This window comes from Labrys sp. Lb11, from assembly GCF_057554225.1.
On sequence record NZ_BAAJOT010000003.1, the window covers coordinates 212,524 to 228,540 of the forward strand.

General features: G+C 68.6%; 20 protein-coding genes. 9 read left to right on the top strand and 11 right to left on the bottom strand.

What is annotated here, in order from left to right; genetic code table 11:
- Positions 1–42: 42 nt before the first annotated feature.
- A complete protein-coding gene (locus tag AC27L4_RS10845; protein ID WP_487142133.1) occupies positions 43–1,302 on the top strand; it encodes a BtaA family protein in 1,260 nt (419 codons plus the stop codon).
- A complete protein-coding gene (locus AC27L4_RS10850; protein ID WP_487142134.1) occupies positions 1,299–1,979 on the top strand; it encodes a class I SAM-dependent methyltransferase in 681 nt (226 codons plus the stop codon). The genes AC27L4_RS10845 and AC27L4_RS10850 overlap by 4 nt, the downstream gene beginning before the upstream one ends.
- A gap of 96 nt (positions 1,980–2,075) precedes the next feature.
- Here AC27L4_RS10850 and AC27L4_RS10855 read toward each other — a convergent pair whose 3' ends face one another.
- The 9 genes from AC27L4_RS10855 to petA form a co-directional block, all read right to left on the bottom strand.
- A complete protein-coding gene (locus AC27L4_RS10855) occupies positions 2,076–2,549 on the bottom strand; it encodes a MaoC family dehydratase (RefSeq protein ID WP_487142135.1) in 474 nt (157 codons plus the stop codon).
- Complete coding sequence (locus tag AC27L4_RS10860; protein ID WP_487142136.1) at positions 2,549–3,004, bottom strand: MaoC family dehydratase; 456 nt, start codon at positions 3,002–3,004, stop codon at positions 2,549–2,551. Before AC27L4_RS10860 ends, AC27L4_RS10855 begins: the two co-directional genes overlap by 1 nt.
- 68 nt (positions 3,005–3,072) lie before the next feature.
- On the bottom strand, positions 3,073–4,170 hold the full coding sequence (ychF, locus tag AC27L4_RS10865; protein WP_487142137.1) for a redox-regulated ATPase YchF: 1,098 nt from the start codon (positions 4,168–4,170) through the stop codon (positions 3,073–3,075).
- Between the two features lie 133 nt (positions 4,171–4,303).
- A complete protein-coding gene (gene pth, locus AC27L4_RS10870; protein WP_487142138.1) occupies positions 4,304–4,918 on the bottom strand; it encodes an aminoacyl-tRNA hydrolase in 615 nt (204 codons plus the stop codon).
- 77 nt (positions 4,919–4,995) lie between these two features.
- Positions 4,996–5,616 carry a 50S ribosomal protein L25/general stress protein Ctc gene (locus AC27L4_RS10875; RefSeq protein ID WP_487142139.1) on the bottom strand — a complete coding sequence of 207 codons (621 nt, stop codon included), beginning with the start codon at positions 5,614–5,616 and terminating at the stop codon, positions 4,996–4,998.
- A 166-nt stretch (positions 5,617–5,782) separates the two neighbouring features.
- Positions 5,783–6,679: an alpha/beta hydrolase family protein gene (locus tag AC27L4_RS10880; protein ID WP_487142140.1), complete on the bottom strand. Its 897-nt coding sequence runs from the start codon at positions 6,677–6,679 to the stop codon at positions 5,783–5,785.
- 293 nt (positions 6,680–6,972) lie between these two features.
- Complete coding sequence (locus tag AC27L4_RS10885) at positions 6,973–7,842, bottom strand: cytochrome c1 (protein ID WP_487142141.1); 870 nt, start codon at positions 7,840–7,842, stop codon at positions 6,973–6,975.
- 22 nt (positions 7,843–7,864) lie between these two features.
- Entirely contained in the window at positions 7,865–9,142 is a 1,278-nt protein-coding gene (locus tag AC27L4_RS10890; protein WP_487142142.1) for a cytochrome b, read from the bottom strand.
- Between the two features lie 45 nt (positions 9,143–9,187).
- Positions 9,188–9,721: a ubiquinol-cytochrome c reductase iron-sulfur subunit gene (gene petA, locus AC27L4_RS10895; protein WP_487142143.1), complete on the bottom strand. Its 534-nt coding sequence runs from the start codon at positions 9,719–9,721 to the stop codon at positions 9,188–9,190.
- 357 nt (positions 9,722–10,078) lie between these two features.
- Here petA and AC27L4_RS10900 point away from each other — a divergent pair, with 357 nt between their 5' ends.
- The 3 genes from AC27L4_RS10900 to AC27L4_RS10910 all read left to right on the top strand — a co-directional run bounded on the left by AC27L4_RS10900 (position 10,079) and on the right by AC27L4_RS10910 (position 11,874).
- The gene (locus tag AC27L4_RS10900; RefSeq protein ID WP_487142144.1) at positions 10,079–10,558 is read left to right on the top strand and encodes a tRNA (cytidine(34)-2'-O)-methyltransferase; all 480 of its coding nucleotides are present in this window, start codon (positions 10,079–10,081) and stop codon (positions 10,556–10,558) included.
- 4 nt (positions 10,559–10,562) lie between these two features.
- On the top strand, positions 10,563–11,504 hold the full coding sequence (gene hemF, locus AC27L4_RS10905; protein ID WP_487142145.1) for an oxygen-dependent coproporphyrinogen oxidase: 942 nt from the start codon (positions 10,563–10,565) through the stop codon (positions 11,502–11,504).
- A gap of 103 nt (positions 11,505–11,607) precedes the next feature.
- On the top strand, positions 11,608–11,874 hold the full coding sequence (locus tag AC27L4_RS10910; protein WP_487142146.1) for a DUF2158 domain-containing protein: 267 nt from the start codon (positions 11,608–11,610) through the stop codon (positions 11,872–11,874).
- 79 nt (positions 11,875–11,953) lie between these two features.
- Here the strand turns inward: AC27L4_RS10910 and AC27L4_RS10915 are convergent, their stop codons facing one another.
- Positions 11,954–12,196 carry a hypothetical protein gene (locus tag AC27L4_RS10915; protein WP_487142147.1) on the bottom strand — a complete coding sequence of 81 codons (243 nt, stop codon included), beginning with the start codon at positions 12,194–12,196 and terminating at the stop codon, positions 11,954–11,956.
- A 191-nt stretch (positions 12,197–12,387) separates the two neighbouring features.
- Here AC27L4_RS10915 and AC27L4_RS10920 point away from each other — a divergent pair, with 191 nt between their 5' ends.
- Positions 12,388–12,942: an NADPH-dependent FMN reductase gene (locus AC27L4_RS10920; RefSeq protein WP_487142148.1), complete on the top strand. Its 555-nt coding sequence runs from the start codon at positions 12,388–12,390 to the stop codon at positions 12,940–12,942.
- Between the two features lie 165 nt (positions 12,943–13,107).
- On the top strand, positions 13,108–13,686 hold the full coding sequence (locus AC27L4_RS10925; protein ID WP_487142149.1) for a methylated-DNA--[protein]-cysteine S-methyltransferase: 579 nt from the start codon (positions 13,108–13,110) through the stop codon (positions 13,684–13,686).
- A gap of 76 nt (positions 13,687–13,762) precedes the next feature.
- Here AC27L4_RS10925 and mgrA read toward each other — a convergent pair whose 3' ends face one another.
- A complete protein-coding gene (gene mgrA, locus AC27L4_RS10930; RefSeq protein ID WP_487142150.1) occupies positions 13,763–14,800 on the bottom strand; it encodes an L-glyceraldehyde 3-phosphate reductase in 1,038 nt (345 codons plus the stop codon).
- 230 nt (positions 14,801–15,030) lie between these two features.
- On the opposite strand from mgrA, the gene AC27L4_RS10935 reads away from it, so the two are divergent.
- Both AC27L4_RS10935 and AC27L4_RS10940 read left to right on the top strand, forming a co-directional pair.
- Positions 15,031–15,381, top strand: a complete 351-nt coding sequence (locus tag AC27L4_RS10935; RefSeq protein ID WP_487142151.1) for a DUF6717 family protein — start codon at positions 15,031–15,033, stop codon at positions 15,379–15,381.
- Between the two features lie 29 nt (positions 15,382–15,410).
- Positions 15,411–15,998 (top strand): DUF4291 domain-containing protein, encoded by a 588-nt coding sequence (locus tag AC27L4_RS10940; protein ID WP_487142152.1) that lies wholly within the window; start codon positions 15,411–15,413, stop codon positions 15,996–15,998.
- The last annotated feature ends 19 nt before the right edge of the window (positions 15,999–16,017 follow it).

Consider the following 16,017-nt stretch of genomic DNA (forward strand, 5'->3'; position numbering starts at 1 on the left):
CGCCTTCCCCCAACGGCTCGAACGATTCGAAGCCGCCGGAGGATGCCGGACGTGAGCACTGCCGAGACAGTACGGACAGACGACGCCATCAGCACCCGTCGCCGCATCAAGGGCGCCGTGGAGCACCACCGCCTCCTGTCGATGCGCGGCCTGCAGGACCGCCTGTTCACCCTGGCCTTCAGCGGCCTCGTCTACGCCCAGATCTGGGAAGACCCCGAGATCGACATGGAGGCGCTGGCGCTGACGCCCAGCGACCATGTCGTCGCCATCGCCTCGGGCGGCTGCAACGTGATGAGCTACCTGCTCGCGAACCCCGCGGCCATCACCGCCGTCGACCTCAACGCCCATCACGTGGCGCTCAACCGCCTGAAGATCGCGGCCGCCCGGCACCTGCCGGACCACGGCACCTTCTACGACCTGTTCGCCCGCTCGGGCGTGGCGGGCAACATCGAGACCTATGCCCGACTGCGCCCCTGGCTCGATGCCGAGACCCGGGCCTACTGGGACGGCCGGGATGCGCTCGGCCGCCGCCGTGCCCGCTACTTCACCAAGAACCTCTATCGCCACGGGCTGCTCGGCCGCTTCATCGGCTTCGGCCATCTCCTCGGCCGCCTGCACCGCATCGATCCCGGCGCGCTCCTGCAGGCGCGCGACCGGGCCGAGCAGCGCACCATCTTCGAGCGCCGCATCGCTCCGCTGTTCGAACGCCCCCATATCCGCTGGTTCGCCCGGCGGCGCGCCTCGCTCTACGGTCTCGGCATCCCGCCGGCGCAGTACGACGCCCTGGCCGGCGGCGGCGACATGGCGACCGTGCTGCGCCGACGCCTGGAGCGGCTCGCCTGCGACTTCGACCTCGCCGACAACTACTTCGCCTGGCAGGCCTTCGGTCGCGGCTACAAGCCGGAGGGCGACGGCCCGGTGCCGCCCTATCTCGCCCGTGACGCCTTCGAGACCATCCAGGCCCGCGCCGGCCGTATCGAGGTGCGCCACATCAACCTGATCGACCATCTGCGCAGCCGGCCGAACGCCAGCCTGGACGCCTATGTTCTGCTCGACGCGCAGGACTGGATGACCGACGAGATCCTCACCACGCTCTGGCGCGAGATCACCCGCACCGCCCGCCCCGGTGCCCGCGTCGTCTTCCGCACCTCGGCGGAGGAGAGCCTGCTGCCCGGCCGCATCCCGGACGACGTCCTGGCGCGCTGGTCCTACGACCGCGAGCGCTGCCGCGACTTCACCGCCCGCGACCGCTCCGCCATCTATGGCGGCTTCCATCTCTACACGCTGAGGCCGCTGCAGTGACGGATCACGCCCCCGCCGCCCTCGTCTCCGCCGCGGCCGCCGAGATGGACGGCATCTATCGCTGGCAGCGCTATATCTACGACCTGACGCGCAAATACTACCTGCTCGGCCGCGACAGGCTGATCGCCGACCTCGACGCCGGCAACGGCGAGAGCGTCCTGGAGATCGGTTGCGGCACCGGCCGCAACCTGGTCGCGGCAGCGCGGCGCTTTCGAACGGCCCGGCTGCACGGTTTCGACATTTCCAGCGCCATGCTCGACACGGCGCGCCGGTCGCTCAAGCGCAGCGGCCTCGGCCAACGCGTCACACTCGGCTGCGCCGACGCCACCCTGTTCCAGGCGGCCATGTTCGGCCGCCCGCATTTCGACCGGCTCTACCTCTCCTACACCCTGTCGATGATCCCGGGCTGGCGCCAGGCGCTGGAGCGCGCCGCCCTGGCGATCGCGCCCGGCGGCAAGCTCATGATCGTCGACTTCGGCCAGCAGGAGCGGCTGCCCCTCTGGTTCAAGGCCCTGCTCTTTGCCTGGCTGCGCCGCTTCCACGTCCATCCGCAGGCCGAGCTGCCGCAGGTCCTGGCCGCCCTCGCCGATCGCCACGGCCTCACGCTCGACTGCCGGCAGCTCTACCGCGGCTACGCCTTCTCTGCCGTGCTGAGCCGGCCGAGCTCGCTCTCCTAGAGCAAAGCGCGTTTTGATGGAAATGCGCTTTGCTCTAACGCCTTGTTTCGACGCGTCTTTGCGACTTGACGCGATTCCGTCAAATCCCAAAACGCTTTAGCCCGGCCGACGCTCCCAGAACACCACGCCCTCGAAGCGGAAGGCTTCGGCACCATCCTGGTTCGTCGCCCGGTTGAGCATGGTGACGATGCCCCATTGCGGCCGGGAGGCGCTCGCCTTCCTGGCGGTGATCTCCCAGCGATAGGCCAGCGTGTCGCCGGCGCGCACCGGCAGCGCCCACACCATGTTGCGGAACCCCGGCGACGGGCCGAGGCGGCCGACCGGGCGGTCCTGCGCCCGGGCTTCCGCCAGCATGCGCTTCTGGTAGGCCACCATCAGCTTCATCCAGATCGCCGCCACGTGCCAGCCGGAGGCGACCAGACCGCCGAAGGCGCTCCGGGCCGCCGCCGCCTCGTCCATGTGGAAGGGCTGCGGATCGAACTGAGCCGCGAAGCGCTTGATCTCCGGCGCGGTGAAGGTGAAGGAGCCGAGTTCGTCGCTGTGGCCGACCGGCACGTCGTCGTAATACATCAGGCGCTCCCTCGCCGGCCGAGCATGATCGTGCCCTCCTGGGTCAGGATGGTCTCGTCGCCGGCAACGAGCTCGAACAGGAACTTGACCAGGCCCATGCCCGGCCGGCTGCGCGAAGCGCGCGCCTCCAGCACGTGCCGCCGCACCGACACGGTCATGCCGGGCCGAAGCGGCCTGAGCCATTTCACTTCGTCGATCCCCGGCGCGCCCATCGACGCCGCATCGAGCAGGAAGCCGTCGCAGTTGAGTCGCATCAGGATGGCGCAGGCGTGCCAGCCCGACGCCGCCAGCCCGCCGAGCAGCGAGGCTTCGCCCGCCGCCTCGTCGAGGTGGAAGGGCTGCGGGTCATATTCGGCGGCGAAGGCTATGATCTCGTCCTTCGTCACAGTGTGCGAGCCGTAGGCGAGCACCTCGCCGGGATGGAAGTCTTCGAAGAAGAGATGCGGTTCAGCCATGGCGGCAGACTGCCCGAACTCGGCCGGGCGCGACAAGTGCGCCCGGGGCAAGGCTGCCCTGCGACCCTTCAATTGGCGAAGCGGAAATGCAGCACGTCGCCGTCGGCAACGACATAGTCCTTGCCCTCCAGGCGGAACTTGCCGGCCTCCTTGGCACCCGCCTCGCCGCCGAGCGCGACATAATCGGCATAGGCGATGGTCTCGGCGCGGATGAAGCCCTTCTCGAAGTCGGAATGGATCACGCCTGCCGCCTGCGGCGCGCGCGTGCCCTTCGTGATGGTCCAGGCCCGCGCTTCCTTCGGGCCGACGGTGAAATAGGTGACGAGGTCGAGCAGGGCGTAGCCGGCGCGGATCACGCGGTTGAGCCCGGGCTCGGCGAGGCCGATGGCATCGAGATAGTCGCGCTGCTCCTCGGCCGGCAGCACCGCGATCTCGCTCTCGATCTTGGCCGAGACCACCACGGCCACGGCCCCCTCTTCCCGTGCGCGGCCGAGCACGCGCTCGGAGAAGTCATTGCCCTTGTCGGCCGAGGCCTCCTCGACGTTGCAGACATAGAGCACCGGCTTGGCCGTGAGCAGCTGCAGCATGTCGAAGGCCCGCCGCTCCTCCGGCTTCACGTCGACGAGGCGGGCCGGCTTGCCCTCGCGCAGCAGCACCAGGGCCCGGTTGACCAGGTCGAGCTGTTCCTTGGCCTCCTTGTCGCCGCCGCGCGCCTTCTTCTCCAGGGCGACGACGCGCTTCTCCAGGCTTTCGAGATCGGCGAGCATCAGCTCGGTCTCGATCGTCTCGATGTCGGCGATCGGGTCGATCTTGCCCTCGACGTGGGTGATGTCGCCATCCTCGAAGGAGCGCACAACATGGGCGATGGCATCGCATTCGCGGATGTTGGCAAGGAACTGGTTGCCGAGCCCCTCGCCCTTGGAGGCGCCGCGCACCAGGCCGGCGATGTCGACGAAGGTCAGGCGCGTCGGGATGATCTGGGCCGACTTGGAGATGCCCGCCAGCTTCTCGAGCCGGTCGTCCGGCACGGCGACGTCGCCGACATTCGGCTCGATGGTGCAGAATGGATAGTTCGCCGCCTGCGCCGCCGCCGTCTGCGTCAGCGCATTGAAAAGGGTCGACTTGCCGACGTTCGGCAGGCCGACGATGCCGCATTTGAAGCCCATGACCGTTCCATCATCTTGCTGGCGGCGGGTCCGCGGACGATGGGAAAGTCCCGATCCGCGCCGCCGCAAATCCGAGCGCTGAATAGCCCTTGAGGCGGAGCCCGCGCAACCGGCTTCGCAGGATCGGACCGCGTCAGTCGCCCGCCTTCTCGCCGACACGCCGCACCACCTCATGGCCGTGAGCAGCCATGAACAGGTGCACCTTGTTCTGGAAGCTCGGATCGTCCCCGGCGGCCAGCAGTTCGGCGAAGTCGGCGCAGGCCGTGCACAGATCCTCCACCCACGGCATCTCCGCCTTGGCGAAGTCGTTGAGCACATAGGGATGGACCAGCCCCTTGTCGCCGGGATGGCCGATGCCCAGGCGCACCCGCCAGTATTCGTTGCCGCAATGGGCCGTGATCGAGCGCAGGCCGTTGTGTCCGGCATTGCCGCCGCCGCGCTTCACCCTGAGCTTGGCCGGCGCGAGGTCCAGCTCGTCATGGAAGACGAAGACGTCGGTGACGCCGATCTTGTAGAAGCGCATGGCTTCGCCGACGGCCCGGCCGCTCTCGTTCATGTAGGTGGTCGGCTTGAGCAGCAGCACCCGTTCGGCGCCGAGCGATCCCTCGCAGACTTCGCCCTGGAACCGGGCGCGCCAGGGCGCGAAGCGATGCCGCCGCGCGATCTCGTCCACGGCCATGAAGCCGATATTGTGCCGGTTGCCGGCATATTTTCCGCCCGGATTGCCCAGGCCGACGAAGAGGCGCATGGCGCTCTCCCATTGACGCACAAACAGCGATGGCCGGGACAAGCCCGGCCATCGCAAGCTCAGGCGCGATGACGGCCTTACTTCTTCTCGGGCGCCGCGGCGGCGGCCTCGGCAGCCGGAGCAGCCTCGGCCTCGGTGGTCGGCGGCACGATCGACACCAGCGTCGCATCGCCCTGGGCGGCAACGGTGACGCCGGCCGGCAGCGTGACCTGCGAAACGTGCAGCGCATCGTTGATGTCGAGCCCGGACACGTCGACGTCGATCGATTCCGGAATGGCATCCGCCGGCGCCAGCACCGTCAGCGAGTGCGTGACGATGTTGACCGAGCCGCCACGCTTCACGCCGGGAGCCGACGAGGCGTTGACGGCGTGCACGGGGACGTCGACGCGGATCTTGTCGCCCGAGGCGATCCGCAGGAAGTCGACATGCTCGACCGTATCCTTGACCGGGTGCAGCGCATAGTCGCGCGGGATGACGCGGGTCTTCTCGCCGGCGATGTCGATCTCGAAGATCGTGGTCAGGAAGTGACCGGCATAGACGAGCTGCGTCGTCGACTTCAGGTCGATGGCGATGGGGGTCGGAGCCTTGCCGGCGCCGTAGATGACGGCCGGCACCTTGCCGCCGAGGCGGACGGCACGTGCGGCCCCCTTGCCGACACGCTCGCGCACCGTGGCGGAGATCTGCTTGACAGCGGACATGGTGGTGAAATCCTCAGGGTCAAAAGAAAAGGGCCGCCCACGCGGCCATTGCGCCCGCGATGCCTCCAGGGGTGTCTGGTCACGGACGCGCCGGGACATACAGCCTGATCGGCCGAAAATCAACCCGAGCACGCCTGTGACCGCCGCAGCGAGCCATGCGGCACGCTCAGAGCAGCCCGAAGAACGCGAGGCTGCCGCGGATCCCCGGCCCCAGGGCGGTGAAATGATCGCCCGGCACGGCCGCGGCCTGGACGTCGAGCCCGGCCCCGCCGGCCCGATCCGCGGTCAGGCGGCTGGCTTCGGCGAGGCGCGTCTCCGCCGTGCCGTGCAGGATGCGGACGGGACATTTGAAGCTCGTCGCATAGCACAGCGCCGAACGCATCTCGAACTCGCGCCGGTTGCGCGTGTCGAAGCAGACCTCCTCCGGGAAGCGCTTGAAGAAGGCATAGGCGTTCGGATTGCCCGAGAAGGCGACGGCGCCGCGGAACAGCCGCGTGCTCATGGCGGCCAGCATGGCCTGCGTCCCGCCGATGCTGTGCCCGGCCAGGAAGATCCGCTCGCGATCGACGCCTGGCAGGCCGGCGAGGGCTTGCGCCGCAGCCAGCACGTCACCCGTCTCGTCGTAAAAGGCGGAAAAGGCGCCGGGCAGGCCGTTCTCGCCGCGCAGGGCCGGCACCATCGCCACATAGCCGGACAGGCGATAGGGCAGCGTCAGGTCCCAATGCCCCGTCCCCAGCGCGTTGCCGCCGTGCAGGAACAGCACCGCCGGCCGGGTGCCGGCCTCGACGCCGTCGGACACCCAGGCGACGAGGTCGAGATCGCCGGAGCGGTAGCCCAGGCGTCGCGCGCCCGCCGGCGGCGTCAGCGGCTCGCCGCGATCGGGCGCCGGGCCGACCCGGGTCAGACGGGTCCGGAACGTCGTCCTTGCCGCGGCATAATCCGTCGCGATCAGCGGCGGCGCGGCGGGAACGGCGAAAGCCTGGGCAGCCCCGCCGGGCAGCACGGCGGCGAGGGCGCCGCCGAGGACGGTCCGCCGGCTGGGGCCCTTGCGATGTCGCCTCATATTTCCTCCCCCGCGAGCGCATGCCGGACAGCCGGCGTTGCAGCAGGAGAATGCGGCGAAACCATGCGCCATGCGCTGCAAGGCGCCGGGGCGGGGGTCAGACCGGGATCCGCCCGGCGACCGTAACGAGCCGGCGAGCAGCACCGGCGCCGTTGTCACCGCGTGGCCGAGCACCCGGTCGGAGCCGACCGGGCGGGCCTCGTGCTCAGCCGGGAGGCGGTCCGCTCGCCGAATGCGAAAGGGCCCCGCGAGGGGCCCTTCCGGAAACATCGTCATGCCGACATGAGGCAGGCTCAGTGCGCCCCGATGGCGGACCAGACCTTCTTCTTGGTGAAGTAGAGCAAGCCGGCCAGGACGATCAGGAAGATCATCACCTTGAAGCCCGTCTGCTTGCGCTCCTCGAGCTTGGGCTCGGCCGCCCACATCAGGAAGGCGGCGACGTCGCGGGCGTACTGGTCCACGGTCTGCGGCGTGCCGTCGGTGTACTCGACCTGGCCGTCGGCGATCGGCTTGGCCATGGCGATGAAGTGCGGCGCCGGGAACACCCTGTTGAAGTGGGTGCCGTCCGGAACCTTGACGCCTTCCGGCGGCTTCTCGCCCTTGGCCTCGTCGAGATAGCCGTCGGCGATCAGCGCGTGGATATAGTCCGGCCCGCCTTCCTGATACTGCGTGAAGATATCGAAGATGAAGCCGGGGAAGCCCGGGGGATTGCTGCGCGCCTTGGCCAGCAGCGACATGTCCGGCGGCACCGCGCCGTTGTTGGCGGCGCGGGCGGCGTTGTCGTTGGCGAAGACCAGCGGGAAGTGGTCGGCCGGCCGGCCCTTGCGCGGATTGACCTCGCCCTTGTCGTCCGGCTCGCCCGGCACCTCGTACTCGGCTGCCAGCGCCTTGACCTGGCCCTCGGTGAAGCCGGGGCCGCCCGGATCGGCGAGGTTGCGGAAGGCGACGCGGTGCAGGCTGTGGCAGGCGGCGCAGACCTCGCGATAGACCTTGAAGCCGCGCTGCAGCTGAGCCCGGTCGAAAGTACCGAATGGGCCGGAGAAGGACCAGCTCTGGCGCGGGATATGCGCGCCGCCTTCCGAGGCCATGGCCGGAAGCGAGGCGAAGCTCAGGGCGGCGGCGAGGCTGAGGCCGGTGAGGCGAGACAATTTGAACATCTGCATCGTCATCTCTTTGAAGCCTGCCTCAACCCTTGGTCTGCGGCGCAGCCGGGGCACCCACGGACGTCGGGGCCGATCCCTTCGAACGCTCCAGCACCGCGTCGGCGATCGAGGCCGGCAGGGGCTTGGTCTTCTCGATGAGGCCGAGCACCGGCAGCACGATCAGGAAGAACGCGAAGTAGAGGAAGGTCAGGAGACGCGAGGCGATGACATACCCACCTTCCGGCGGCTGAGCACCGAGATAGCCCAGGCCGATCACCACCGCGCCGAAGATCAGGATGCACTGGCGATAGAGCGGGCGATACTTGGCCGAGCGCACCTTGGACGTGTCGAGCCAGGGCATCAGCGCCAGCATGGCGATGGCGCCGAACATCAGGATCACGCCGCCGAGCTTGTCGGGAACGCCGCGCAGGATGGCGTAGAAGGGCAGGAAGTACCACTCCGGCACGATATGTGCGGGGGTGACGCCCGGATCGGCCGGCACGTAGTTCACCGCGTCGCCCAGATAGTTGGGGATGTAGAACACGAACCAGGAATAGAAGATCAGGAAGCAGACGATGCCGAACAGATCCTTCAGCGTCGCATAGGGCGTGAACGGCACGGTGTCCTTCGACGACTTCACCTCGATGCCGTCGGGGTTGTTCTGGCCGGTCACATGCAGCGCCCAGACGTGCAGGACGACCACGCCCAGCAGCATGAACGGCAGCAGGAAGTGCAGCGCGAAGAAGCGGTTGAGCGTCGGGTTGCCGACGGCGTAACCGCCCCACAGCCAGGTCACGATCGACTCGCCGACCACCGGGATGGCGCTGAACAGGTTGGTGATGACCGTGGCGCCCCAGAAGGACATCTGGCCCCAGGGCAGCACGTAGCCCATGAAGCCGGTCGCCATCATCAGGAGGAAGATCACCACGCCCAGCAGCCACAGCACCTCGCGCGGGGCCTTGTAGGAGCCGTAATACATGCCGCGGAAGATGTGGATGTAGACCGCGAGGAAGAACATCGACGCGCCGTTCGCGTGCAGGTAGCGCAGCAGCCAGCCGTAGTTGACGTCGCGCATGATGCTCTCGACCGAGGAGAAGGCGAGCGTCGCCTCGGGCGTGTAGTGCATCGCCAGCACGACACCGGTGACGATCTGCGCCACCAGCATGAACGACAGGATGGCGCCGAAGGTCCACCAATAGTTCAGGTTGCGCGGGACGGGATAGGCGATGAAGGAGGAATGGACGAGTCCGCCGATCGGCAGGCGGCTCTCGAACCACCGCCCGATGGCGCTCTTGGGGGTCCAGGTCGACGGTCCGCTCATGAGTTCATGACCTTGGCTGGTATCTTCTTGGGGTCTGAATCGGCGTCAACCGATGATGATCTTCTGCTCGCCCTCGAAATTGTAGGGCGGAATGGCGAGGTTCAGCGGCGCCGGCCCCTGCCGGATGCGGCCGGAGGTGTCGTAGACCGAGCCGTGGCAGGGGCAGAACCAGCCATCGTACTCGCCCTGGTAGCCGAGCGGCACGCAGCCCAGATGCGTGCAGATGCCGGTCACGACCAGCCACTCGGCCTTGCCCTTCTTGACGCGGTCCGAATCGGCCTGCGGGTCGCGCAGCGTCGCCACATCGACATTCTCGGCCGCCTTGATCTCGGTCTCGGTGCGGTGGCGGATGTAGATCGGGGCGCCGCGCCAGAAGATCTTGATCTCCTGTCCCACCGGAATCGGCGTCAGGTCGACCTCGACGGGCGCGCCTGCGGCGATCGTGGCGCTGTCCGGGTTCATCTGGCTGATGAACGGCCAGACCGCGGCAGCGGCGCCGACGGCGCCCACGGTCGCGGTGGCGATGTAGATGAAGTCCCTGCGACTGGCCGGTAAGGCGTGTTCGTGCGTGGAGGCCACGGATCGATCCTTCTACTGCGTCCGTCCCGGTCGGACCGGAACGCCTGACACGCCACGCCTCGACCGTGGCCGTGCATCCTGGAGCATTCCCTGCGTCGCGGCGAGCCTAATCACGGCGAAACCGGGGCAAACTCCGATCAGACGGCTCATGCCATCCTGTTGCGAAGTTGTCTAGATCGCACATGCGGGCAAGGCGCTATGTCGCATCAACGCCCGGGACGGCTCGGGCGAGGAGCCGCGGGCTCGCCCCGCCGCAGGCGAAGGGCGAGCCGGCCTTGCGCCGGCGCCGCGATGCGCGCATGGCAGGACGCCCCGCGCGCCGGCACGGCGTCCGGCGCGCGCCGGACCGGACCAGCCATGCTCACCCTCGCCCTCTACCAGCCCGATATCCCGCAGAATGCCGGGACGATGCTGCGCCTGTGCGCCTGTCTCGGCGTCGGCGCGGCGATCGTCGAGCCCGCCAGCTTCCCGGTGTCCGACCGGGCCTTCCGCCGCGCCGGCATGGACTATCTCGACCGCGTCGGCATCGATCGCCACGTGTCCTTCGCCGCCTTCGAGGACTGGCGCAGCGCCGGCCGGCGGCGCCTCGTGCTGCTCACCACCCGCGGCGCCCTGCCCTATGCCGACTTCGCCTTCCGCGCCGACGACGTGCTGATGGTCGGCCGCGAATCCGCCGGCGTGCCCGAGGCCGTGCATGCGGCGGCCGACGCCTGCGTCCGCGTGCCGATGCGCCCCGACCTGCGCTCGCTCAACGTCGCCGTCGCGGCCGCCATGGTGCTGGGCGAGGCGATGCGGCAGACCGGCGCACTCGACTCCCTCGCCTCGGGCCGGAGCTGACACTATGGTGCCGCCCGACCCGCAGGCCGACTGGACCGACGCCGTGACCGAAACATCCCTCCCCACCGACCTCGACGCCCGGAAGGCGGCCGCCCGCGCCTGGTTCGAGGCGCTGCGCGAGCGCATCTGCACCGCCTTCGAGGCGATCGAGGACGCGCTGCCGCCGGCCACGCCCCTGGCCGACCGCCCGCCCGGACGCTTCGTGCGCACGCCCTGGGCCCGCACCGACCACAGCGGCGCGCCGGGCGGCGGCGGCGTCATGGCGATGATGCACGGACGCGTCTTCGAGAAGGTCGGCGTGCACTGCTCCACCGTGTTCGGCGAGTTCTCCCCGGAATTCCGCAAGGACATTCCCGGCGCAGCGGAGGATCCGCGCTTCTGGGCCTCCGGCATCTCGCTGATCGCCCACCTGCACAATCCGCACGTCCCGGCCGTGCACATGAACACCCGCTTCGTGGCGACTTCGAAGGCTTGGTTCGGCGGCGGCGCCGACCTGACGCCGGTGCTCGACCGCCGCCGCACCCAGGAGGACGCCGACACTCAGGCCTTCCACGCCGCGCTGAAGGCGGCCTGCGATGCCCATGCCGTCGCCGACCATGCCCGCTACAAGGCCTGGTGCGACGAGTATTTCTTCCTCAAGCACCGCAACGAACCGCGCGGCGTCGGCGGCATCTTCTACGACTGGCTGAACTCCGGCGACTGGGAGGCGGATTTCGCCTTCACCCGCGACGTCGGCGAGGCCTTCCTCGGCGTCTATCCCGACCTGGTCCGCCGCAACTTCGCCGCGCCCTGGACCGAGGCCGACCGCGAGGAACAGCTCGTCCGGCGCGGGCGCTATGTCGAGTTCAACCTGATCTACGACCGCGGCACCCTGTTCGGCCTCAAGACGGGCGGCAACGTCGATTCGATCCTGTCGTCGATGCCGCCCATGGTGAAGTGGCCCTGAGCAGCACCGTCGCAGACCTGGCCGAACGGGCTTTCGAGCCGCTTTCGTCTGGCCGTCACGCAACCGGCCTAGCCTTGTCGCGCACGCAACAGAGGAGGCGGCGATGGTAAAGGCTGGAGACGTGGTGGTTCTGAGGTCGGGCGGTCAGCCCATGACGGTGATCGAGGCGCGCGGCGAGGATGCCGTGTGCGTCTGGATGGGCGAGGAAGGCGACCTCTTCCGCGACACGCTGCCGATCGTGGCGCTCGACCTGGTCGAGGCCGAGGAAGAAGACGAGGACGAAGAAGACGCGGATACGGACGCGGAGGACGAAGGAGACGAGGACGAAAGCGAAGAGGACGAGGACGACAAGGCCGAAAAGGCGGCCTGACCGCGGCCCTGTTCTGCCGCCGACGCATGCGAGCGCCCTCCCCGCCGGAGGGCGCCTTCACATGGAAGCGCTGCGTTCATCAATCGGCCGCCGGCAGGCGACGCATCGTCATGAAGATGCGGCCATCCGGCAATTCTTCCCAGAACTCGATCTCGGTCATGTAGGCGGCCTTGGGGTAGCGCGAGAACATTTCGCGCGCCTTCGCCCTCGCCTCCTCGCGCGGCAGCGTGAAGGTCTCCCGGCGAAAGCCGTCGCCGGTCTCGCCGCGCCGATCCGCATGCCTGCGGGCCAGATCTCTTGGACGAACCTCGGAGCTGCGCATGAAGTCACCCCGCTGGGAGACCTCAAATGTAGGACCGGGCCGGCCAAGAGTCGAATCGGGGCGAACACGGCATCCTTGCAAATCTGCAAGGCCATCTCGCCAATCCTGCGATTGGAAAACACGGCGGCTTGTCCGATACCTGCAGCATCGGCGTGCCTTCGCGGCACCCGTCCACAGCATTCGGAGCCTCCATGTCCGCCCGGAAGACCGTGGCTGTCCTCATCGGCAGCCTGCGCAAGGAATCCTTCAGCCGCAAGATCGCCAAGGCGCTGGCCGCCCTGACGCCCGATCTCGCCTTCGACTTCGTCGAGATCGGCAACCTGCCCTTCTTCAACCAGGATCTCGAAGCCAATCCCCCGGCCGAATGGACGGCCTTCCGCGACCGGATCAAGGCAGCCGACGCCGTGCTGTTCGTGACCGCCGAGTACAATCGCTCGGTGCCGGGCGTGCTGAAAAACGCCGTCGACGTCGGCTCGCGCCCCTACGGCCAGGGCGTGCTCATCGGCAAGCCCGCAGCGGTGATCTCCACCTCGATCGGTGCGATCGGCGGGTTCGGCGCCAACCATCATCTGCGCCAGTCGCTCTCCTTCCTGGCCATGCCTACCCTGGGCCAGCCGGAAGCCTATATCGGCAACACCGGCAGCCTGTTCAGCGAGTCGGGCGAGCTGACAAATGACGGCACCCGTGATTTCCTCATTGCCTATGGCGTGGCCTTGAACGCCTGGATCGCCAAGCATCCGGCGTGAGCCGCGGCCCGGTCGATGCCGCGACGGCCACCCGCCGCGGCATCGGCCATCCTTCGGACCGCCGGCCGACAGGCCGGCGACGATCTCGCGCCGCACCGCCACGCCGGCGATGGATCGGGTCGGCGCCTTGGCCGCCCCGCCGCCGCGATGCTATAGGCTAGGTCCATGGCATCCCGGAGCTTCACCATCTTCGACACGCCGATCGGCGCCTGCGCCATTGCCTGGGGCGAGCGCGGCGTCTTCGCGTTCCAATTGCCCGAGGCCAGCCCGGCACGCACCGGCGACCGGTTGCGGCAGAAATATCCCGATCTCGCCGAGGGGGTGTCGCCGCCCGACATCGCCGCCGCCATCGAGGCGGTCAAGGCCCTGCTCGCGGACGGCCGCGCCGACTTCTCCGCCGTCCCGCTCGATCTCGACGGCGCCCCGCCCTTCCACCGTGAAGTCTATGCGCTGGCCTGCGCCATTCCTCCGGGCGAGACCATGACCTATGGCGAGATGGCCGCCCGGCTGGGCGATCCCGGCGCAGCGCGCGCCGTCGGCCAGGCGCTCGGCCAGAACCCGATTCCGGTCATCGTGCCCTGCCATCGCATCCTGGCCGCCGGCGGCCGCACCGGCGGCTTCTCTGCCAATGGCGGCGTCGACACCAAGCTGCGCATTCTCTCGATCGAGCGGGCGCGCACCAGCGCATCGCCGCTCCTGTTCGACGAGCTGCCGCTGGCCGCCCGCTCCGACAGAAAGCGATAGCGCCCCTTGGCAGCCACGGCCTCGGGCGGGAGGCGGGCGATTTTGGCCGATCGACGCGCTGGATCGCCAGGCGAGGCTACACCGTCGCCTTGACGTTCGAGGAGCGGGTCCACAGGTCGATCCCGCCCTCGGTGGCGTGACGGTCGATCTCGGCCAGTTCCTCCGGCGAGAAAGCGTCGGCCAGCGTCGCATCCAGCGAGACATCGAGCTGCTCGACCGTCCGGGCTCCGATCAGGGCCGAGGTCACGGCCGGCTGGCGCAGCACCCAGGCGATCGCCATCTGAGCCAGGCTCTGCCCGCGCCGCCGGGCGATCGCGTCCAGCGCCCGGATGCGGGCGATGTTGTCGTCCGACAGGAAATGCTGGCGCAGCGAGCCGCCCTTGGTGACGCGCGAGCCGGCCGGCACGCCGTCGAGATATTTGTCGGTGAGCATGCCCTGGGCCAACGGCGAGAAGGCGATGCAGCCGATGCCGAGTTCGCCCAGCGTGTCGAGCAGCCCGCCCTCCACGTGCCGGTTGATCATCGAATAGGACGGCTGGTGGATCAGGCAGGGCGTGCCGAGTTCGGCGAGGATGCCGGCGGCCCGCCGCGTCAGCTCCGGCGAATAGGAGGACAGGCCGACATAGAGCGCCTTGCCCTGGCGCACCGCGCTGTCGAGCGCGCCCATCGTCTCCTCCAGCGGCGTGTCGGGATCGGCCCGATGCGAATAGAAGATGTCGACATAGTCGAGGCCCATGCGCTTCAGGCTCTGGTCGAGGCTGGCGAGCAGGCTCTTGCGCGAGTTCAGGACGCCATAGGGGCCCGGCCACATGTCGTAGCCGGCCTTGGTCGAGATAATCAGCTCGTCGCGATAGGGTTTCAGGTCGCCGGCCAGGAGCCGGCCGAAATTCTCCTCGGCCGATCCGGGCGGCGGGCCGTAGTTGTTGGCGAGGTCGAAATGGGTCACGCCGCGGTCGAAGGCGCGGCGGACGATCGCCCGCCCGGTCTCGGCGACGTCGACCCCGCCGAAATTCTGCCAGAGGCCGAGCGAGATCGCCGGCAGCATCAGGCCGCTGCGACCGGTGCGGCGATAGGGAAGCTTCGAATAGCGGTCGGCATCGGCGACGTAGGGCATGGCGGCCTCCAAATGAGGCGGAAGGTGTGGAACCGGGCCGTCGCGACGTCAATCCCGAATGTCAGACTTATTCGGCCGGACGACGCGCTCCCGCGCCCTTGGCAGGCCCCGCCGAACCGGCTTGCGCCAGCCACGGGACGCCGCGCGGCCGATGCGGCGTGCATCCGCCGCCAGCCTGTTGTATGCCGCAAGAAAGATCAGACAAGGCGGAGATGCCGCTCGGAGCGGCCATGAACGCGATCAACATCATAGCGCCTTATCGCTACCTCGATATGTGGGTCTTCGACGATCCGCGCGTCGGGCTGGTGGCCGAGCCCTTCGTCGGCGGCGCCGACACGATGCTCGACCGCGTCACCGCCCATATCCCGGACGCGCATCGCGGCTTCGTCCTGGTCTTCTCCGCGACCGCCTTCCCCGGCCACCAGTTTCGCCTGGAATGGCGACGGGAGGACGGCAGCGGCAACGTCTACTATTCGTCCGATCTCGACGCGGAAGGCTGGCTCTGCCCTGCCCTGTTTCGCTATTTCGCCGAAAGACCCGCCGAGATCTACGTGCAGATCAAGCCGAAGCCGCCCGCATAGCTGCGAGGCGCCGGCCAAAGAGGTCCCTTATGTCCACCGGAACCATCAGAGCCATATTCGACGACACCACCATCCGCGTCTACCAGGCCTTCCGTCCCGAAATCGCCGGCGCCGCCGTCAAGGCCAGCCGCTTTGTGCCGCCTTTCAGGATGGGGCGCATGACCTGGATCAAGCCCTCCTTCAACTGGATGATGTATCGCTGCGGCTACGCGCAGAAGGAGAGCCAGGAGTGCGTGCTGGGCATCGACATCACCCGCGAGGGCTTCGAATGGGCGCTGGACCACGCCGCCCTGTCGCATTTCGTGCCCGGCTTGCACGAGTCCCATGACGCCTGGAAGCGATCCGTGGAGAACAGCTCCGTGCGCATCCAGTGGGACCCGGAACGGGACTGGAAGATCCGGCCGATCGAAGGCGTCCGCTCCATTCAGATCGGCCTTGCCGGCGAGGCGGTCGAGCGCTACGTCAACGACTGGTGCGTGCGCATCGAGGATGTGACGCCGATGGCGCGCCAGACCGCCGCGGTCCTCCGCTCCGATATCCCGCCGGAGGGGCACCCCAGCACCCGCGAGCGGGCCTATCTCTACAGCGGACCGGCGGCGCGCTTCGCGGCGGAGTAGCCACCCTCCCCCGGGTGTG